Origin of the sequence: Desulfotalea psychrophila LSv54 (assembly GCF_000025945.1) — a bacterium.
Classification (GTDB): Bacteria; Desulfobacterota; Desulfobulbia; order Desulfobulbales; family Desulfocapsaceae; genus Desulfotalea; species Desulfotalea psychrophila.
Genome location: NC_006138.1, coordinates 301,828 through 321,938, shown reverse-complemented (window position 1 = coordinate 321,938; position 20,111 = coordinate 301,828). Strand labels below are relative to the sequence as shown.

The window sequence follows — 20,111 nt, the reverse complement described above, 5'->3', positions numbered from 1 at the left end:
GATTTTTGTAGCCATTAGCTGAAGGCCTTCTTCTCCGGTTGCCGTATGTCTCGATATACTGGAAAAAAAATATCATTAAAAAGCAAGATTTTATCTTAGGAAAATAGTATGGTCGGCCCCGATTTTAGAGGGCTGGTAAACGGCTTTAATGGATATCTTAAGGAGAAGGCAATGAAGTTTAGTGATTTAAAATTGAAAAGTAAGATGTTTTTGGGGAATGCAATTTCTTTGGTTTTGGTGGTTGTTTTAGGTCTTATCACGTATAGCACGGCTGATAATTTACTAAAAACCGGAGAGAGCGTCAATCATAGTCATGAAGTAGTTGAACACGCCATGGATATTCTTGCCGCTGCGGTGGATATGGAAACAGGAATGAGGGGATATCTTCTTTCTGGCAAGGAAGATTTCTTGAGTCCTTATACGAATGGATACAAAACTTTCAAAAATGAGGTTGGTGATCTGACAGAATTAGTCAGTGACAACCCAGCCCAAGTGACACGACTCACTGAAGTTGAGCAAAATATAGGTGAGTGGGTAAAAAAAGTCACAGAACCCACTATCCAGCTCCGCCGTGAAATTGGTAATTCGAAAAACATGGATGACATGGCTGATCTGGTCAGTGAGTCCCGTGGAAAAGTCTATTTTGACAAATTCCGTGCTCAAATTGCCACCTTTATTGAACGTGAAGAAACACTTCTTGCAAAGCGAGAAAAGAAATTTCAAGCAACAAATTCTTACGGCAAGGGTAACGATTCTGCAAAATGGGTTAATCATACTCAAATCGTTATCAAAGAAGCAATGAATATAGAAGCTGCGGCTGTAAATATGGAAACAGGAATGCGCGGTTATCTTCTTGCGGGTAAAGAAGAATTTCTGGATCCGTATAAAAATGGGACTCAATCCTTTAATGAAAGACTGACAAGTCTTAAGGGAACCGTGAGCGACAATCCCGTTCAGGTAAGGCTGTTGAGCGAAATTCAAGAGAATATTAATGGTTGGAAAAATAATGTGACGGAACCTGCTATAGCGCTTCGCAGGGTGATAGGTGATGCACAAACCATGAATGATATGGCTAAGATTGTCGGTGAGGCTCGTGGAAAGGTTTATTTTGATAAATTCCGCAGCCAAATCGCAACTTTTATAGACATTGAGCTGTCACTTATGGAAGTTCGCCGCCAGAATGCCTCTGATACAGCAGTAAATGCTAAAATTATGATTATTCTAGGCACCATGATAATCATAGTCATTTCACTTGTCGCCTCAGCAATAATTACCGGAGCAATCACCAGGCCTATAAACCGAGCTGTGGAATTAGCCAACGCTGTTGCTCAAGGGGATATGACCCAACGGCTCAAGGTTAAAACAAAAGACGAGGTAGGGGCCCTTTCAAAGTCTCTTGATAAAATTGCCGAAGATCTTGGCCGCATGCTCCAGCAAGTTCAGGTAGGTACTAATGTTCTTACCGATTCCTCAGCCAAGCTTTCCAGCGTATCGACTGATCTTTCACAGACCTCGGATAGCACCTCTCAACATGCTAATGCCGTTGCATCTGCATCGGAAGAGTTAGGGGCAAACATGAGTTCAGTCTCCGCTGCCATGGAACAATCTTCAACTAATGTTGGTATGGTTGCTACCGCAGCTGAAGAGATGTCAGCAACAGTCAACGAGATAGCACTCAACGCAGCGCAGGCCAAAACAATCTCTGAAAATGCAGTAGAACAATCACAAAAAATCTCAAGTAAAATAATTGTACTCGGTAAAGCTGCGGATAAAATTGGTCGAGTAACAGAGACAATTACAGAAATTTCAGAACAGACAAATCTTCTTGCTCTCAACGCAACTATCGAGGCAGCCAGGGCGGGTGAAGCTGGCAAAGGTTTTGCGGTTGTTGCCAATGAAATAAAGGAACTTGCCAAGCAGACAGCAGGGGCCACAGTGGACATCAAAAACCAAATTGATGAGATGCAGGGCACCACCGACGATACCATTGCAGATATCAAAAATATATCTGATGTTATTGAACAGATTAATGACGTTATTACAACAATTGCAACCGCCGTTGAACAGCAATCGGCAGCGACCTCTGAGATTTCTGAAAATGTGGCTCAGGCATCTACTGGGATAAAAGAAGTGAATGATAATGTAAGCCAAAGTTCGGTTGCTGTTCGGGATGTTAATCGTGATATTACTGAAATCAGCAATGAGTCAAATGAAATGAATAATATCAGTCAAAATGTTAATGAAAATGCTATTGAACTCTCGAAATTGGCAAAAGAGCTGACTGGCCTGGTAAGTCAATTCAAAGTTGGCTGAGGTTGAGGTAACTATTTTTTATATACACTCCAGATAGATTGCTTTTGATCTATCTGGAGTAGGATAATTTCCCCGAAAAAAAGTGGTACTGAAAAGGGTCTTGCTGCTCCAGTGCTTGTTATTCTTCGGCCAGTTTTTGATACAGCTCTTACTTCCTTAATGCCTCGCTGGTGGCATAGAGCTTCTGGCAGGCCTTGGCGACAAAGGGGTTTCTGTTACCCTGAATCTTCTCTATGCGCTCTGCTCTGGTGCACTCCCAGTTGGAGACGGGATATTGCCTGTCCCAGGCTCTGCTTAACTTTTGTTGTTGCCGGCTCATGGAGTACTGTGGGTAGGCCCACTCCATATACTTATAGGTTCGTGCAATTCTTCCCCGTGCCTCTTCGGGCGGTTGAGCTTTTCTCTTTGCTATAATCATCTGGCAGCTACCAAAGGAGCTTGTACCCTTCCCGGCCAGCATGGTGAAGTTGTAGTTGCTCCGCATTGCGTTCACCGCACCAATGGCAGGGTAGAGGTTATACATATCTGCCTGCATATACCTATATGTTCTATTGGCCTTTTGGGCGCATCTTCGTCCCTTAAAGCTACGTCCCTTGCTGTCCCTGCAGACCGCACTTCCCTCTCGCCATTCACTGAAGCTCTTGCCAAAGTTCTCGGCGGGAACAACGTGTTCCCACTCAATTCTGCCAGCTCTCTTTTTGTGTTTCAGGGTGTGAAAGCCCAGGGGGGGCTGAACATTTTTGTCGCGGGAAAAGGTTGCCCCGCAGTAGATGGTCTGACGGTGATCGTAGTAGACCTTCTGGAGCAGGGTCCTCTTGGCCGTTGCAAAGGAGGAGATCTTGGTGTTGTGGGCAGATGCCTGCCCCGAGCAGAGAAGTATGGTCAGGGTGAGAAGGAGTATGTTCATTTTAGGAGTCTGGGGACTATTTATTTTTCAGAGAGTGCTTTTCGTCATGGGCTTTTGCCATGCCCTTTTGGCTGACCCATACGCTGGCAATAATGAGTGCTGCGGCAAAGCCCTGGCTGAGGTTAAGGGTTTCGCCAAGAAAGAGCCAAGCCATGGCCACGGAAAAGATGGGAATAAGGTTGATATAGGAGGCGCCCTGGGCAGCCGGCATATGCGCAAGTGCATAGTTGTAAAGCCCGTAGGCGATGAGGCTCACCACTGCCCCGAGATAGATGATGGCAAATGAGGGCAGTGCTACATACTCGGTGGGCATTTCTACAAAGGGGAGAAAGAGCATGGGAAGATAAAAGAATGTCCCCATAAGTGCTTGGGTTGAGGTAAGGAACAGGGGGGAGTATCTCTTGGTCAGGGATTTAAGGCAGACCGTATAGCCGGTGGCACAGGCCATGGCTAAAACTTCACAGAAGTTACCAAATATGGGGTTGGGAGCACTCTCACTTGTTGCCGAGGCAAGGGTTATCCAGCAGACACCTGCAAGGGCTGCAAGGGCACCGAGCCACGATTGCAGGTTGTATTTTTCTTTTAAGAAGAGAGAGGCTGCTGCCAGAATAAAGATAGGGGCGGTGGCGGTGATAACTCCGGCCTGTGAGGCGGAGGTGTTCTTAAGGGCAATAGCCTCGAAAATAAAGTAGAGGCAGGGCTCACAAAAGGCCATAAAGAGGAGAGGCTTATAGTCACCCTTATGGTATTTGAATCCCTTGAAGACATACTTATAAAAGACCATGAAGCAGAGGGTAGCGATGAGCATCCTACCAAAGATAACCACCATGGGATGGTAGCTACGAAAGGCTATCTTTAGGGCGATAAAGGAGCTTGCCCAGATAATCATGGCAACAAAAATGGCAATAACGGGTGTATATTTACTGTTAAAGATCAGTTTCATGGCAAGACCTCTTAAATTTTTCTTAAATAATCAATAAGCTATATTGAATACCAAGTACTCCAAGGTTGGCAGAAAAGAAATGAAATTTTGCATAGGTGGAAGAAAAAATGGTCTTGCTAGTTCTCTTTGCCGTCGGGCGCTGTGGTAGGAGTAAGGCAGTGGTGGCGGCTTGGCGCTTGCATTTGCTCGCAGCGTTAGGGGAGGAGTGAGGCAAAAAAAGAGAGAGTTTGTGAGAAGTGATTGAGTTTGTAAAGATGATGAACTATAACCGATTATCTTCAGTCCTTAAAAGGGCTGACCGATTTGGTAGAGTATGGACCTATCCTGTAATCCTGTGCCTGTTGATAGCTCAGTGCTGATCTTGCTGGAATGGGATGGAATGGGAAGCGTTATTCGCAGCCTGTAATTAAAAAAAAGAGGTGTGTCGCTGTGCAAAGAGTTAAACCAAAGGGCGTTTGTGCCAAAGAGATAGAGTTTGATGTAAAAGATGGTTGTTTAACAGGACTACGGTTTTTTGGTGGTTGTCCTGGTAATTTAAAGGCTATTGGGATTTTGCTTGAAGGTATGCCGGTCACTGAAGTTATTGCTAAGTTACAGGGGATCACCTGTGGCAATAAGCCTACCTCCTGTGCGGATCAACTCTGTCAGGCCTTGCTCCATATGACGGATGATAAGTCTTGCGCCTGTGTAGAACAGTTCCCAGGGGAATTGATTCAGATGGCTCTATGATGCTCTTCTGAAGAGTTTTGGGGGAGGGGTGCTAGATAGAAAACCTCTCCCATTTGAGACATTTTGCGATAATGATGCCGGCGATAAAGCCTGCGGCAAGATTGCTGGCTAGGGTTATGCCAAGCATTATGGTAGCCACAAAATAGTCCTCTCGTCGTTTCAGATCCATGATGGTCAGCGCCAGTTGTACCCCGGCAAAGAGCAGGAGGGCACCAAGTATTGAAAGTGGTAAGAGATTCAATAGTTGGACGCTCTTATCGCCAAAGATAATTGCCACCAGAAGAAAGAACAGTCCGATAAATATATTGGATCCCGCCGTTCTTGCCCCAAAACGATAGTGAGCAGCAAGTCCTCCCGCTCCGTGACAGAGCGGCATTCCACCTACAAAAAAACTGAGTACATTGGCAAGTCCCATGCTGATGCAGACCTTTCTGTTGCTGACTCGCGCGGCCTTTTCACCGAAATATTTATGGGAGAGATCCGTATAGGCAAGAACAGCATTGCCCAGAGTCATGGGCAGTTGCGGCAGGACTAGGATAAAGAGGGCAAAGGTGAAATCTGGCAGGGCAGGAATGCCAAAGGGCAGTATCTGGGGAAGGTGGAAACCAAGATTGCCTACCCCTATGTCAATGCCCCTTCCCAGGGTTATGCCTGTGGTAAAGCCTGCCAGGATGACCATCAGGGCGGCAGGGAATCGTCTACTGTCAAGGAGAAGGAATGTTATAAGGGAGGCCAGAATTCCCAGGATGATGGAGATGGGGATGGGGCCAATAGCCTGGAGGATCAGGGATGGTTCCACTGCATTTTGCATTATCTGCAGGTTTGAGGTGCCCATGATAAACTTCACTCCCCCCGTCATCAGCATTACGCCCGTCGAGAGCTGGATACCGCGAATAACGGAGGTGTCAGTTTGTCTGCGAATCGTCTCAATTGCCCCTGTTGCCCCTATAATGAGCAGTAAAACTCCCATGAGCAGGGTTGAGGCTACAAGTTGAGAGGGCTGCATTCCCGTTGCTATGGCATAGGCACCGACGACCTTCATCGGCTGGACGGGGACGGTGATACCGAAATAGCTGCCGGAGAGAATGTAGAAGAGGCCAATGCTGATAAAGATGCCGGTGGGATGAAGGCCCACCACCAGAATCATGGCAATGGTAATGGGGAGGAGGGTGCCAAGGTCGCCAAGGGATCCGGCAAGTTCCATTCGATTATAGGCGAAACGATGGCTCATGATGTCTCGTTCAATGGGGACTATGGGTTAAGGCTAGAAAAAAAGATAAAATAACAGGACAATTAATAAAAGGCCTAAGAAAAATGTGCTGATGACCAGTAGGCAGGGGTTTATTGCTGTTAAGACTGCATATAAGCTTATGACCTTGAGGATGACCAAGGGGACAGTTAGACTAAAATAGCTACCAAAGAGGATAAAGGCCAGGGCTATGGTGGTGAAAACGCCTATTGGATGCATTGCCATAATAATCAGCATAACAATGCTAGTGGGGATGAGGAGACCGAGGTCATCGGAGAGAGGTGTTCCTAGGTTCGTTTCTTCATCGTCCGATGTGTTAGGCATAATTCTTGCACCGCAGATCTGAGTGTTGTTTCTGGTGACCTTATTCTATCTCATTGTTAGTCTGTCTCTGTTGATAATGTAATCCATTAGGGGAGAGGGGGCAAACAGTATTTATTGCTCGCCTCGTGCCTAGTCTTTACTTGCTGTCTGGGTCGAGGACCTGCCGGGCAAGCATACCCAGGGTGCCAAGATTTTCTGAGATATGGATGCCGGCATCCCGCATTGCCATAATCTTGGTAGCCGCAGCACCCTGCCCTCCGCTGACAATGGCTCCGGCGTGGCCCATTCTCCGGCCGGGAGGGGCCGTAAGGCCTGCAATAAATCCAATCACTGGTTTTTTCATATGGGCCTTGACCCAGGCCGCGGCCTCTTCCTCTGCCTGGCCGCCAATTTCACCCACCATGACCACCGCCTCGGTTTCTGCATCGGCATTAAAGGCCTTGAGGCAGTCAATAAAGCCCGTGCCGTTAATAGGATCTCCGCCGATTCCCACGCAGGTTGTCTGGCCGAGGCCGACGCCTGTGAGTTGATGGACAACTTCGTAGGTAAGGGTGCCGGAGCGGGAGACTACGCCCATCGGGCCGCCCGGGGTATGGATTTTCGCCGGCATGATACCTATCTTGCACTCTCCCGGGGTGATGATGCCGGGGCAGTTGGGGCCAATGAGCCTACTTGTAGTCGTGGCCAGATAATTTTTTACCCGGAGCATATCTATAATAGGAATACCCTCGGTGATACAGATGATGAGCTCTATGCCCGCATCTGCTGCCTCAAGGATGGCGTCTGCGGCAAATGGTGGTGGCACCATGATCATGGATGCATTGGCCGCTGAGATCTGCCGTGCCTCTCTTACCGTGTTGTAGATGGGGATAGAATCCATCATCTGCCCTCCCTTGCCGGGAGTGACACCTGCAACGACCTGGGTACCGTAATTGATACACTGGCGGGTATGAAACTGGCCTTCCTGGCCGGTGATTCCCTGTACCAGGAGGCGGGTCTTGCTGTTTACGAATATACTCATAGCTTTTCTTCCGATGCTGGGGTTGATGGGATATAGAGCTGTGAAGAAACGATTGTAGGGCTGGTTTGATCTCCAGAGGTGGCAGGAGAAATCTGTTCCTCTTCTGATTGTCTGGGGGATTTGTACTGGTCAGGTCTATTGGTATAGATACCGTCAAATAATTTTTGGTTCTGTTCGCTTTCGAGGTATTCCTTGAGCTCATCGCCGCCTTCCATGGCAAAGAGGTGAAGGCCATAGGTGCTGCCCCGTTTACAATAGTTGAGCAGTTGCCTTTTGCCGTTTAAGAGTTGGCCCTGATCAAAGGCGATTCCTTCGGCAAAGGAGGCGATGAAGCGCAGGCCAGTACTGGTGAAGAGCCAGTCATAGTTGTATGCTTTCCACGCCCCAAAGTCATACTCCTTGGCTTCCTCACCACCATTGACGCCCATGAGGAGGATGAGGGGCACATTCAGTTGATAGCGGGGTAGAAGTTCCTTTTTGATCCGTTCCAACTCATCGGGATCATAGGATTGGATCATGATTCTGCTCCCCGCTAAATCGTACTGGCTGAGGCTTTCGATAAGGGAGGCGCAGATATCCTTGCCCTTGCTTCTGTAAAACCAGGGTTTGCGCGGTTCAAGGGAGATACCCATCTGCCTCTTCTGTTTTTGGGACACAGCCTCGACAATGGTGAGGGCTCTTTCCAGGGTTGTGCCAAGCACCACGCCTCTGTTCTCTCCTGAGAAGGAGAGTTGGCGAAGTTCCTGGACGGTGAAGTCGTTGATATAGAAGTTGCCGTCCTGCGTCTTTTGTGGAAAGAGGGCTTTGGCATTGGTTTCTGACAGGCTAATATTATTTGCCACAATCAGTTGATTGTCGGCACTCAGAGTCAGTGGAAGTCTGATATAATCACTCTCCTGCATTGCCATCAGGGCAATGCTTGCCTCGGAGATTGATCCAAGCAGATTATTCTCGGTGGCTGTGCTGATAATAACTCTCTTTCTTGGTTCAGCTTGGCCGGTCTGGCTGCTGTCCTGGTGGGTTTCTGCGGCCAGTAGAGGTTGATGGCAGAGGAGGATAAGAAGGGCTGTGAAAATGAGACGACAAAGCATAGTGTGACTTCCTGTTAATCTGTAAGTAGGGTAGAAATTTTTTCGGCGGCATCGTTCAGGTCTGTGGCATTTATCAGGGAGAGTCCTGACTTGGCCAGAATTTCACGTCCCTCTTTCACATTGGTACCTTCCATGCGGATAACGACAGGTACCTGGAGTGATACCTTGGCGGCGGCCTGCACCACGCCCTGGGCGAGGATGTCACAGCGAAGGATTCCGCCAAAAATATTGATAAGAATGGCCTTTACATTGGTGTCGGCCAGGATGATGCGAAAACCGTTTTCAATCCTTTCCGCGTCGGCGCTCCCTCCCACATCCAGAAAATTTGCTGGTTCCGCTCCCGCCCGTTTAATAATATCCATGGTGGCCATGGCCAGACCGGCACCGTTGACCATATTGCCCACATTGCCGCTCAGCTTGATATAGTTCAGATTGAACTTGGCGGCCTCTGCCTCTGCTGGATCATCTTCGGCGGGATCGTGCATTTTCTGCAGTTCCCGCTGGCGAAAGAGGGCGTTGGAGTCGGTGTCGACCTTGGCATCGAGGGCGATGAGCTGATTATCCTCGGTGATAATAAGGGGGTTGATCTCCACCATAGAACAGTCGTAATCAAGAAAGAGTTTATAGAGGGCGTGGATAAAGAGGGAAAAAGCTCTGGCCTGTTCCTGGGCAATATTCAGCCATTCTCTTGCCTGATTGATATGGTAGGAACGGGGACCAATTAATGGGTTGATATGGATTTTGCCAATTCGTTCGGGGGTTGAGGCGGCAACCTCTTCGATATTCATTCCACCGTCCTGGCAGGCAATGATGGTGATGCACGCCCTTTCCCGGTCGACAAGGATGGAGAGATAGAGTTCGCGGGCGATGGAGACGCCTTCTTCAAGGAGTATTTTGGAAACAGTCCTGCCCGAGGGCCCCGTCTGGGCCGTAACCAGAGACATTCCCAAGATATCATCGGCGTACTGCACTACCTCTGTGGCTGTTTTGCCAAGTTTGACCCCTCCTCCCTTACCCCGTCCTCCGGCATGTATCTGGGCCTTAACTGCGATGGGGAGTTGAAGGGACTTAAGGGCCGTCTTGACCTCTTGCAGGTTCGTACAGAGGAGTCCTTCGGGTACGGGGATAGAGTATTTACGGAACAGCTGCTTGGCTTGGTATTCATGGATTTTCATTGACTAGGCATCCTCTGAGTAGAATTTTCATCTTAGACAGTTAATACATGGCCTATCTCTTTTAATATACGGGAAAATTAGAAATGCGCAAGCGGCCTTTTTTACTCTTTTGCTATAAGCTCTGCCAGGCTGGCAACAGATGGAAATGTTTTAGAATAACAGCAATCTTCCTGAGAACTTGGCTTGGCAATGGCCACCAGGTGATGCAGTCCAAAGTTTTCAGCGACCTGAAGTACTCTGTGGTTGTCATCGATAAAGAGGGTGCTGGCTTTTTTGAAGGAGTGTTTCTCCGCCAGTCGTAGCCAAAAAATATCCTCTTCCTTAGAGGATTGCAGTTCGATGGCGCAGGTCATCTCATCAAAATAGTCTTCTATTGCGGTAAGGGAGAATTTGAGGGCGAGGGCCTTGGGGTGACAGTTGGTGACCAGGATAATCTTTTTTCCCATTGTTCGTAGGGCCTGAAGAAAATCAAGGGCATCCGGCAGTTCGCCGATAAGGTGAGAGAGCTCATGCTTAAGGGCAAAGATATCAAGGCCGAAGGTGCGGGCCCAGTGATCCATATCAGTCCAGGCAAGACTTCCCGTTGCCGCTCGATAGTATTTGAACAGATGCTCATGGGCCTGTTCGTAACTGATACCGTTTTTCTCTCCGTACCTCTTTGGTACGTGGTTGCACCAGAAAGCATCGTCGAAATACTTGTCCAGAAGGGTGCCGTCCATATCGAGGAGGACGGTCTCTATATCCTCCCAGGAAAAATTGGGGTGAATCTGTCTGTTCATCTCTCTGCCTTTTTTCCTATCATGGAATGTAATTTGATAAGGGTTGCGCCGATGGTTTTAAAGACGTCCTTCTCTTCACTGTGCATAAAGACAATGAGTCGACCGTCTTGAGTCAACTTGGGTGCAGCCTGTTTCTTAGTGGCCTTGGATTCTGCGATAAATGCTATCAGTTTTACCGGTTGTACCGGGGTGTCATCTTGGAAGGTGAGGACAATATTGCCCCTGCCCCGTTCAAGTTTTGTTACCCGGAGTTCAATGAGTTCTCTCTTTACCTCGATCATCTTCAGCAGGGTCTCGGTTTCAGCGGGGATCCTTCCGTAGCGATCGCTGAGTTCGTCCCGGATGTCGGCAAAGTCAGCCATCCCTCGTGACATGGCGGCAATGCGCCTGTAGACGATATAGCGTTGGTCTATATCGGTGATATAGTTACTGGGGATAAAGGCTGAGTGTTGGAGATTTATCTCCGGGTCGAGGTCATCGTAGATGCCCTGCTCTTCCTGTGAGAGTTTTTGGGCCTTGAGGTCGGCCACGGTCTTCTGTAGTAGATCCAGATAAAGGTCGTAACCAATGGCTGCAATATTACCACTTTGGGAGATTCCCAAGAGGTTGCCGCCACCACGGATTTGCAGGTCGTTCATGGCCAGTTTGAAACCGCCACCGAGCTCATTGCACTCCATCAGGGCCCGCAGTCTCTCCCGTGAATCTTTGCTGATTGAATCGAGGGAGGGGACGAGGAGGTAGGCAAAGGATTGGGTGGAGGACCTGCCGACTCGGCCCCGGAGCTGATACATCTCTGCCAGACCGAGGTTATCGGCCCGGTTGATGATCATGGTATTGGCCGAAGGAATATCAAGACCAGACTCGATGATGGTGGTGGCCACCAGGACATCGACCTCCTTATTGACAAAGGAGACCATGATATTTTCCAGTTCCTTGGTGTCCATCTGGCCATGGGCCACGGCAATGCGGGCATCTGGGACTAACTTTTCAATTTTATTTGCTATCTGGTAGATAGATTTTACCCGGTTATGGACAAAGAATGTCTGGCCCTTACGCCGCAGCTCCCGGCTAATAGCCTCCTTGATGACCAGATCATCGTCCTCGGCGACAAAGGTCTTGACCGGCCGGCGCTGTTCCGGAGGACTGGATATAACGGAGAGATCACGGATGGAGAGTAGAGACATCTGCAGGGTCCGGGGAATGGGGGTTGCCGTCAGGGTGAGGATGTCTACCTCGGCCCGCATCTTACGCAGTCTCTCCTTATGGGCCACCCCGAAGCGATGCTCCTCATCAATAATGAGAAGGCCGAGATCTTTAAATTGGACGTCCTTTGAGAGGAGCCGGTGGGTGCCTATGACAATATCAATTTTTCCCGCAGCCAGATCCTTGACAATCTCCCGTTGTTCCTTGGCCGTGCGGAATCGATTCAGACACTCGATACGCAGAGGGAAATTCTGTAGTCGTTCACGAAAGGTTTTGAGATGCTGTTCGGCAAGGACGGTGGTGGGTACCAGTATGGCCGCCTGGGCGCCATCTTCCACGACCTTGAAGGCTCCACGGATGGCAACTTCGGTTTTACCATAACCCACATCACCACAGACAAGGCGATCCATTGGGTTTGCATCGGTAAGGTCATCTAGCACACTGTTGATGGCCGCTAGCTGACCGGCAGTCTCATCAAAGGGGAAAGACTCTTCGAGTTCCTGATAGAGTTGGCCCGGAGGGGCAAATGCCCGTCCTGCTTTAAGTTCTCTTTTTGCGTATATTTCAAGCAGCTCATGAGCGACCTTCCATACCTCTTCCTTGACCTTTTTGGTGGTGTTTCGCCAGTTTTGGCTACCGAGCTTGTCGATGCGGGGCTCCCTGTCGGAGATGCCCTGATAGCGACTGACCAGATTGAGACGGTCGACGGGAACATAGAGCTTGTCATCGTCTCGGTACTCAATGCTCATAAAATCATTGGTAATCTCTTGGATTCGGATGGCATTAAGACCTCGATATATGCCGAGACCATGATCTCTATGAACTACAATGTCACCCTCATTGAGCTCTGTAAACTCAATGGGTTCTGCCCACTTTTTGCTTTTGGACTTCTTGGAGCCAAGGCGCATCTGGCCAAAGAGTTCGCTCTCGGAAATAATATCCCAGCCTTGTTCGGGTAGGGAAAATCCCTCGGAGAGCGGGTGGTCACAGAGGAGGATCTCTCTCTGTTCGGCCCGCTTCTGCAGATCTGGCAGAGAGAGGGGGCTTGGTACCACGGAAATATTAAAGTGGTGCCTCTCCAGCATCTCTGCCAGATTTTTTGTATGCTTTTCCGAGCGACAGCAGATGACAATGCGATGTCCCTCCTCCTGCCATTGCCTGATCCTTTCGATGAGCGGTACAAGTATACCTTCTTTGGCCCTCCTGCGGGCGATCTCCTGCTTAAGGAGGCCGTGGCTCTGGGTATTGTAGCTCGTGGCATTGTCCTGTTCACTGACGATATCAGAGAGCCGCACCTGTCTAAAGGAGGAGAGCTTTTCTTTTATCTCCTCCGGTGAGAGGAATATTTCTTTGGGTGGCAGGGCAGGGGTGCCAGCGCCCTGTACTTCGAGGTAGTTTTGTTCTATTCGTTGGTAGCTCATTCTCATGCTCTGCTGGATGGCAAAGCTATCCATGAGTACCATGGTGGTGTCTTCTGTCAGGAAGTCGAAAAGCGAGGAGAGGTTTTTACCCGGGAAAAAGAGGGGAAGAAAGGACTCAATTCCGGCAATACCCTGGCCGGTGTTGATCTTTTCCAGCATGGTCTGGGTCAGCTCTTCGTTCCAACTGTACTTATCTGCCCGTGTTTGTAGGGCCGTACCGATCTCCTGTAGAGACTTTTTGGCAGAGGTGTCAATGATGAAATCTCTGGTGGGGAGGAGGATGGCCTCTTCGAGTTTGCCCGTGGAGCGTTGGCTGACCGGGTCGAAGGTGCGAAGTGACTCCACCGTATCACCAAAAAAATCAAGACGGAGAGGGCCCTCATGGAGCTGTCCATTCTCCAGGGCAAAGGCTGGTGGGTATATGTCAATGATTCCACCGCGAACAGCGAAGTCACCTACGTTTTTTGTCAAGGAGACCTTGTCGTAACCGAGGAGAAGAAGGCTGGTGATTAAGCCGTCCCGGTCACAATCTTCGCCAGCCATGATGAGTTCGACCCGGGCTGAGAGGAGCTCTTTGGGGATGACCCGGCGAAGCAGGGCTTCGATGGAGGTGACAATGATGGTGGGGTGTTCACTGTTTGCCGCCTGATAGAGACTTGCCAGTCGTGTTGCTGTCACCTTCTGGTCGGGGGAGAGAGCCGTGTAGGGTGGTATTTCGTGACTTGGGTAGCTGAGGATGGTTTTTTCAGAGAAGAGCTGCAGGTTTTGCACGACGATGGGGATGAGATGGTCATCCGGGACAATACAGCAACAACTTGAATTTTTTGCCAGCTGAGCTGCCAGGAGGGCTGTGCTGCTCCCCCTGAGCCCCGAGAGGGTAATTGCTTTTTTTTTGTCAATTTGGGCAAAAATGTTTGTTGTCGTCATGGGTATAATCCTAGAAAAATCCGAGCAGTTACGTGGTTATTACCAGTTTTTTCCCGTCCGGGAAGCCTTCTATATAAATTTGTCTTTTTAGCAGAAAAGCAAGGGGGCAGGCTTTTTATCTACGGGAAGAGGCTTAAAAAAAATGCCAACTACATGGAATGTAGTTGGCATTTGAGCTGACTGAGTGGGCACATTCTTTTTTAGAAGTTTCCACCCATGCTAAAGTTAAAGACGGATGGGTCTTCATCGTCCAGTGGGTCAAGGTTGTAACCCCAGGTAATGGTCAATGGACCCATGGGAGAGTTCCACATGAGACCGAGACCAACATCCATTTTGACATCGTTATACTCTGTCTCAATTGCTGAACTACCGTTGAGGGTACTGCCATTAAGATCTTCGCCACTAACCTGGCCTATATCGAAGAAGGTCATACCGTTAACGCCCTGAGCATCGGATATGGGAAAGATCCATTCCACGTTTGTGTACCACATCATATTACCACCAACGCGATCTCCTGAAAGTTTGTCGACGGGGCTCATCTTGGCGTATTCAAAACCACGCATACTGTTCATGCCACCAAGGTAAAATCTCTCGTAGACAGGGAGCTTGTCGGTCTCTGTCTCGCCAGCGTATCCTGCTGCCCCTTTAAGGTGGTAGGTGGTGCCCAAGAAGGCTGGAAAATACCAACTGGTACTGGCCTCAACCTTATAAAACTGAGCATCTCCCATCAGAGGGCCACCGGCATATTTAAGGCTGATGCTGGTGCGGCTACCCTCGGTGGGCATAAACTGTTTGTCACGGTCATCGCTGACAAGGGTGAACTTCACTGCACTGCTTAGATTAATATCTGCTGAATTTTTGATAATCCACGAGGCATTATCTTTGATGTCGGTGAGCTTGGTGTCGGTTATGCTGTAATTGCTAAATAGGCGCCATTCTTGCCAAATAGGATAGCCAACCCGAAGACCTGCACCGGTGCGTTTTTTGTCGTAATCGTCGAATTCTCTTTCGGTATTAAAGAGATCAGCACCCCAGGAGAGTTCAGAGTCGTTGAGATGTGGGTTGGTGTAACCAAGGTTGAAGTTACTGCTTATCCCACCAATATCACCACTCAGGCTCAGGGTGTCACCACGGCCAAGAAAGTTATTTTCAGAGATCTTACCTGAAACAATGATGCCATCCGTTGTGCTATAGCCTACGCCGATGCTAAAGCTACCCGTTGGTTTCTCTTTAATATTGACCACAATATTCATTCGGGAAGGATCCGATGTGGGCTCCGGAGTGATGTTCACCTCTTTGAAGTAGCCGAGGCGTTGCAGGGCCTTATTTGATTTTCGCAGGGCTGCACTGTCAAAGAGGCCCCCTTCAACTATACGCAATTCCCGGCGAATAACATTGTCGCGGGTTCGGACATTGCCATTGATGGTGATTCTGTCAATGTAGACCAGATCATTTTTGGCAATATCAAAGGTTATATCTATACGATTACCCACCGCAGATTTTCTGGTTCTTGGTTTAACACTGGCAAAGGCATAGCCGAGCTCTGAGTAGGCATCGGTTATATTCATGATGTCGTCGCGCATCAGCCCTCTGTTGAGGTAGGGCTCATTACGAACGCTGACCAGTTTAGCCAGGGTTTTTTTATCGATCATCAGGTCGCCTGAAAAGTCGATAAGGCCAATTCGATAGCGTGGCCCCTCTGCAATGACAAAGTGGAGATAAACAAGATCGCCCTCTTGACGAACCTGTGGTTCTCCTACCTTTGCATCGAGAAATCCGTGATTGTTGTAGTAGGCGAGAAGGCGATTGCCATCCTGCTTGATTTTTTCCATGTCAAGCAGGCCAGCCGCAGTGAGCCAGGTGAGCCAGCTCTTCTCCTTTGTCTCAAGGATGTCCTCAAGCTCACCTGCGTCAAAGTTCTTATTGCCCTCGAAGCTGATCTCTTCAACATATACCTTGTGACCCTCAACTATATTGAAGGTGACGACGGCACCACCGCTCTCTGCGGGATAGCTTATCTCTGATTTTACGGTGCAGTTATAAAAACCTTTTGACTCGTAGAGGCTGATAATGGCCTCTTTGGCAGCACTGATTTGGGCAGGGTTGATAATTCGGTGTTCTTTGATATTGGCAACTGCCTGGACGTCCTCTTGTTTGAGTTCCTTGAGGCCGACAAAGAGCACTGAGCTGACCAGCGGCTTTTCAACCACATTGAAGGTGACAGTCTTACCCTTGGCGGTTTCTTTTACGTCGACCTGCACGTCATTGAAGTAGCCCATGGCGTATATAGCCTTAAGGTCTTGGCGTAGAGTGGCAGGATCGTAGATGTCACCTGCCTTGGAGTTGATTTTTCTTAGAATAGCGCCGGAATCAACCCGGGCATTGCCTTGGGGGCTGATGGCGGCAATGCGATGCTCTCTGTCTGTGTAGGAGAGTACTTCGCCTACCAACTCTTCAAAGGCTGTTGTCATCTGATCTTTTTCGATGGCATGGCGATAAAAATAGATGGGCTTTGAGGGGGATAGGCTGTCGACTGTCTTCAGATCTATACTGAGCATATTGCCGATGACTGTCATTGTTCCCGTGGTCACGTAGTTATATCCTGTCCCCTGGGCAATCTTTTGTATGGTGAGAGTTTTTGGTGGCCAGGGGCCATTATAATTAACAAGATTTTCAGCGGTAACCCTTGTTATCGGGATCATGGCTACATTTTCTTGCGCCGTTGCCAGGGCATTATCAGCGGCCACCGTCATTTCTGGGGAAGAACTGACGCTGTTTATTTTTAGGGGTAGAATAACTGTTTTTTGGACATTAGCTGAGGCGTTTTGAGCAAGGACCAGGGTGGCAATACATAAAAAGAGTGCCGTAAAGGTGCAGTGGCGTAGTTTTGCTATTTGAAACCTGTAACGAATCATGAACAGTTCCTTTTCGTGTTCTGCTTTTATTCATAGTTAATATGAATGGTTAGAGAAAAGTACGATAGAGACAGGGATTTTTTCTAAGATAGAAAAACCCTCAACTATTTGCTTTGACCTATTTTTCATGAGAATGGATGGGCAAAGTTGCGACATTATGCCATATTTAGCTGTGATTGCAAAGCCTCCTGATGCGTGAGTGCCAAAAAAGCTGTTTTTGTGGTTTAAATTTTTTTTGTAGCGTTTTGTATAAAGGCGAAGAGGACGATATCCTTTATGGAAATAGTTTCTACCTGAAATAATAAAGTCATTAAGGGGGGAGTCATGCCTGGTCTGTTAGATCTGCTTTTTCCAAGATCCTGCGTCTACTGTGAGGAGAGGATTCCCTATGGCATCAGGGAGACGCTATGTCCTGCCTGTCTGCAGAAAATAAAGCCCACTCGTCCACCCCTCTGTCTCTGCTGTGGCGGGCCGTTGGTGGGGCCTGTCGAAACGGAGCATCTTTGTGGCACCTGTCTTCTTCATATGCCTGCCTATAACCGGGCTCGCTCTCTTTTTATCTATGAGGATGTCGTGCGTGGCCTGATACATGGCTTGAAATTTGGTCAGGATATGGCCTGTTTAAGGGCCATAGATGCTCTTGTTACCAGTAGCGGCTGGAGAGCTGGTCTGCCCGTCTCTGATCTTGTTTTGCCCGTTCCTCTGCATTTTCACCGTCTGCGAAGCAGGGGCTTTAATCAGGCATTTCTTCTCGCTAAAGTTTTCTTTGGTAAAAGAAATAAAAAAATTATGCCATCTCTTCTGCTGCGTACCCGGGACACTCTGCCGCAGACGGGGCTGAGTGGTGTGGCTCGTCGTAGGAATCTTCTCGCAGCCTTTACTCTGAGGGATGCAGAGATGATCCGGGGGCGTAAAATATGTCTGGTCGATGACGTTTTTACCACGGGGACAACCGTGGACGAGTGTAGTAAGGTGCTTCGGAAAAATGGGGCGGCAGAGGTGGAGGTGCTCACCCTGGCCAGGGTCATCATTGCCAGATAAGGTCATCTTGGCTTTTTCGTCATTTGTCTCAGATATTTTTGTCCTATCTCGTTTTGTTTTTATCGCCCTGCGAGCTTTGCCAGAGGTGCTGGATTTTGTGTCAGTTTAAAAAGCTGATTTTTTTTTTGGAGCTGGAAGCCGCTGTCAGCAAGGGAAAAAGCAGTGTCTGTTGGGTAAAATAGAGCTTTTTTACGTAATTTTGAGGTTTTTTTAGTTTTTGTCTGTTTAATATAAAAGTTAACTGTCTGAATATTTTTATTAATCTAGCTAACTTATTGAAAAGTATATGAAAAGTACATATTGTTCGCTGCGTCCCATAAAATAGGGAGATAGTGTTTACTCTTCCCTCTAGATGTAGGTGGGATGGGGGATGGCGAGAAGAGGTCGTAAAGACGGTGAGATGGATAAAATTTCATGAAATGCTCTTTGACGATATTCAAAATTTGCTGTTTATTCTCTCACTGTCTTCGGGGCATTATTCTTGTCCTCTGGTAGCCTTTTTTATTGCAATTTATGTTTTTATTGCGTTTTGTAGCCTGCGGCTAGTTGATTTTTTTTCGATTAGTAATCCGTTTGTATTGGCTATGAAATTGCTTTGCGTGGTTTTTATTGTTATTTAATGTTTTCAGGGGTTGTTATGGCGTGGCAGAAGGCGCAGGGGTGCTTAAAGGAATCATTGTCCAAAGATGTCTATTCGTTGTGGATAGCACCTTTGGAATCTGTCCGCCAAGAGAACGGAGTTGTCTCTCTTGCAGGCCCCGATCGTTATTTTATAGCCTTTGTTAAGCAAAATTATCTGAAGGAAATCGAGCGATCCCTTACAGGCGTTGATTCTAGCATCACTGATGTGCGCTTCTTAGAGAAAAAAGCCGTGCCTCAATTGCGTTCTATGATGCACAGGACATCCACCTCGGCACCAACCTTTCCAGTTCCTTCGGTCTCTTCGGCTTCTACTGCTTCTACGGCTTCTACGGCCTCTTCGGCTTCTTCGGTACCACGTCAGCTGCGTCTGCCCTCTGTGCCTAAGAATAATGCCAGTATTCGTGCCCTGCATCCTCGTTATACCTTTGATGAATTTATGGTGGGGCAGAGTAATATTTTGGCAGAGTCTGCCTGCCGGGCTATATCGGCAGATGCTGATACCGTCGGTCCCTGTCTCTATATTAACAGTGGCACAGGACTTGGTAAGAGTCATCTCACCCATGCCGTTGCTCATCACCTGCTCAGTAATTCGCCCATGACCCGTATGCACTATGTCACCGCCCAGCAATTCTCGGCGGAGATGGTGCATGGTATTAAAAATAACAGTATGGATATGTTTAAGAAAAAATATCAGGAGGATTGTGATATTTTACTTGTGGAAGACATTCATACTTTAAAGGGTAAGAAAAAGACTCAGGAAGAACTTAACGAGGTACTCGATACCTTGGTTAAATCGGGTAAGCGAGTCTTGCTTACGGCAAATGCTGCCCCCCGTGAGTTGGCAGGTATCGATGGTGAATTTCGTTCCCGGATGAGTGCCGGCCTTATCACCTCTATTCAGGCCCCTGATATAAAGACAAGATCTCGAATTGTTGAGAGAAAGGCAGCAGGACAGCGTCTCTCCTTCGATGAGGATATGACCAGCTATCTTGCTCAGAATGTTCGAGGAGATGTTCGTCAGATTGAATCTGCTATAACAGCCATTGGGGCCCGGGCCCGTCTGATGGGTGGTTATATTGATATGAATCTTATTCGTGAGGTGGTGGGCTCAGTTGTTGGTTGCAATCAGTCCCTCTCCTCTAGCCTTATTCGTGATCTGATCAGTGCTCAGTTTCAGGTGAGTGTTGAGGATCTTCAGTCTCGTTCTCGTAAGAAATCAATCAGCTTGCCCCGGCAGATTGCCATGTACTTGAGCCGTAAATTCACCGAAGAGTCCCTTGCCGAGATTGGCCGCACCTATAAGCGTGACCACTCAACGGTGATTCATTCCGTAAAGGTTATTACGGACAAGGCACGACGCGATATGTCCCTCGGTGCTCAGGTTAATCTGCTCAGTGATAAGGTAAAACAGATATAGTATTTTCATCTAAA

General features: G+C 48.2%; 14 protein-coding genes. 4 read left to right on the top strand and 10 right to left on the bottom strand.

The genetic code is table 11. From position 1 onward, the window contains the following. Window positions 1-108: 108 nt before the first annotated feature. Window positions 109-2,313 (top strand): CHASE3 domain-containing protein, encoded by a 2,205-nt coding sequence (locus DP_RS01455; RefSeq protein WP_011187537.1) that lies wholly within the window; start codon window positions 109-111, stop codon window positions 2,311-2,313. Between the two features lie 148 nt (window positions 2,314-2,461). Here the strand turns inward: DP_RS01455 and DP_RS01450 are convergent, their stop codons facing one another. Together DP_RS01450 and DP_RS01445 are read right to left on the bottom strand one after the other, a co-directional pair. Next, entirely contained in the window at window positions 2,462-3,220 is a 759-nt protein-coding gene (locus DP_RS01450; RefSeq protein ID WP_011187536.1) for an endonuclease, read from the bottom strand. A gap of 16 nt (window positions 3,221-3,236) precedes the next feature. Then, window positions 3,237-4,163 carry a DMT family transporter gene (locus DP_RS01445; RefSeq protein WP_011187535.1) on the bottom strand — a complete coding sequence of 309 codons (927 nt, stop codon included), beginning with the start codon at window positions 4,161-4,163 and terminating at the stop codon, window positions 3,237-3,239. Window positions 4,164-4,592: 429 nt separating this feature from the next. Between DP_RS01445 and DP_RS01440 the strand changes: the two genes are divergently transcribed. Then, entirely contained in the window at window positions 4,593-4,892 is a 300-nt protein-coding gene (locus tag DP_RS01440) for a TIGR03905 family TSCPD domain-containing protein (protein WP_049784978.1), read from the top strand. A 31-nt stretch (window positions 4,893-4,923) separates the two neighbouring features. On the opposite strand, the gene DP_RS01435 is transcribed toward DP_RS01440, so the two are convergent. The 8 genes from DP_RS01435 to bamA all read right to left on the bottom strand — a co-directional run bounded on the left by DP_RS01435 (window position 4,924) and on the right by bamA (window position 16,997). Next, a complete protein-coding gene (locus DP_RS01435) occupies window positions 4,924-6,123 on the bottom strand; it encodes a putative sulfate/molybdate transporter (RefSeq protein WP_011187533.1) in 1,200 nt (399 codons plus the stop codon). Between the two features lie 33 nt (window positions 6,124-6,156). Next, complete coding sequence (locus tag DP_RS01430; protein ID WP_011187532.1) at window positions 6,157-6,465, bottom strand: hypothetical protein; 309 nt, start codon at window positions 6,463-6,465, stop codon at window positions 6,157-6,159. A 136-nt stretch (window positions 6,466-6,601) separates the two neighbouring features. Beyond that, the gene (gene sucD / locus DP_RS01425) at window positions 6,602-7,486 is read right to left on the bottom strand and encodes a succinate--CoA ligase subunit alpha (RefSeq protein ID WP_011187531.1); all 885 of its coding nucleotides are present in this window, start codon (window positions 7,484-7,486) and stop codon (window positions 6,602-6,604) included. After that, on the bottom strand, window positions 7,483-8,577 hold the full coding sequence (locus DP_RS01420; RefSeq protein ID WP_011187530.1) for a glycerophosphodiester phosphodiesterase family protein: 1,095 nt from the start codon (window positions 8,575-8,577) through the stop codon (window positions 7,483-7,485). Before DP_RS01420 ends, sucD begins: the two co-directional genes overlap by 4 nt. Window positions 8,578-8,591: 14 nt before the next feature. Continuing rightward, the gene (gene sucC / locus DP_RS01415) at window positions 8,592-9,752 is read right to left on the bottom strand and encodes an ADP-forming succinate--CoA ligase subunit beta (RefSeq protein ID WP_011187529.1); all 1,161 of its coding nucleotides are present in this window, start codon (window positions 9,750-9,752) and stop codon (window positions 8,592-8,594) included. Window positions 9,753-9,853: 101 nt separating this feature from the next. After that, window positions 9,854-10,531, bottom strand: a complete 678-nt coding sequence (locus DP_RS01410; protein ID WP_011187528.1) for an HAD-IA family hydrolase — start codon at window positions 10,529-10,531, stop codon at window positions 9,854-9,856. Further along, a complete protein-coding gene (gene mfd, locus DP_RS01405) occupies window positions 10,528-14,082 on the bottom strand; it encodes a transcription-repair coupling factor (protein WP_011187527.1) in 3,555 nt (1,184 codons plus the stop codon). The genes DP_RS01410 and mfd overlap by 4 nt, the downstream gene beginning before the upstream one ends. 200 nt (window positions 14,083-14,282) lie before the next feature. Beyond that, window positions 14,283-16,997, bottom strand: coding sequence for an outer membrane protein assembly factor BamA (bamA, locus tag DP_RS01400; RefSeq protein WP_156792175.1), 2,715 nt, complete (start codon window positions 16,995-16,997; stop codon window positions 14,283-14,285). 324 nt (window positions 16,998-17,321) lie between these two features. Here bamA and DP_RS01395 point away from each other — a divergent pair, with 324 nt between their 5' ends. Together DP_RS01395 and dnaA are read left to right on the top strand one after the other, a co-directional pair. After that, on the top strand, window positions 17,322-18,038 hold the full coding sequence (locus DP_RS01395; RefSeq protein ID WP_011187525.1) for a ComF family protein: 717 nt from the start codon (window positions 17,322-17,324) through the stop codon (window positions 18,036-18,038). Between the two features lie 619 nt (window positions 18,039-18,657). After that, window positions 18,658-20,097: a chromosomal replication initiator protein DnaA gene (gene dnaA / locus DP_RS01385; protein ID WP_041277483.1), complete on the top strand. Its 1,440-nt coding sequence runs from the start codon at window positions 18,658-18,660 to the stop codon at window positions 20,095-20,097. Window positions 20,098-20,111 lie beyond the last annotated feature (14 nt).

Excerpts from the sequence above, each read along its gene's own strand:
- dnaA (WP_041277483.1), top strand. The coding sequence starts at position 18,658 with ATGTTTTCAGGGGTTGTTATGGCGTGGCAGAAGGCGCAGGGGTGCTTA.
- DP_RS01410 (WP_011187528.1), bottom strand. The coding sequence starts at position 10,531 with ATGAACAGACAGATTCACCCCAATTTTTCCTGGGAGGATATAGAGACC.
- sucC (WP_011187529.1), bottom strand. The coding sequence starts at position 9,752 with ATGAAAATCCATGAATACCAAGCCAAGCAGCTGTTCCGTAAATACTCT.
- DP_RS01395 (WP_011187525.1), top strand. The coding sequence starts at position 17,322 with ATGCCTGGTCTGTTAGATCTGCTTTTTCCAAGATCCTGCGTCTACTGT.
- DP_RS01430 (WP_011187532.1), bottom strand. The coding sequence starts at position 6,465 with ATGCCTAACACATCGGACGATGAAGAAACGAACCTAGGAACACCTCTC.
- DP_RS01450 (WP_011187536.1), bottom strand. The coding sequence starts at position 3,220 with ATGAACATACTCCTTCTCACCCTGACCATACTTCTCTGCTCGGGGCAG.
- bamA (WP_156792175.1), bottom strand. The coding sequence starts at position 16,997 with ATGATTCGTTACAGGTTTCAAATAGCAAAACTACGCCACTGCACCTTT.
- mfd (WP_011187527.1), bottom strand. The coding sequence starts at position 14,082 with ATGACGACAACAAACATTTTTGCCCAAATTGACAAAAAAAAAGCAATT.
- DP_RS01445 (WP_011187535.1), bottom strand. The coding sequence starts at position 4,163 with ATGAAACTGATCTTTAACAGTAAATATACACCCGTTATTGCCATTTTT.
- DP_RS01455 (WP_011187537.1), top strand. The coding sequence starts at position 109 with ATGGTCGGCCCCGATTTTAGAGGGCTGGTAAACGGCTTTAATGGATAT.
- sucD (WP_011187531.1), bottom strand. The coding sequence starts at position 7,486 with ATGAGTATATTCGTAAACAGCAAGACCCGCCTCCTGGTACAGGGAATC.
- DP_RS01420 (WP_011187530.1), bottom strand. The coding sequence starts at position 8,577 with ATGCTTTGTCGTCTCATTTTCACAGCCCTTCTTATCCTCCTCTGCCAT.
- DP_RS01435 (WP_011187533.1), bottom strand. The coding sequence starts at position 6,123 with ATGAGCCATCGTTTCGCCTATAATCGAATGGAACTTGCCGGATCCCTT.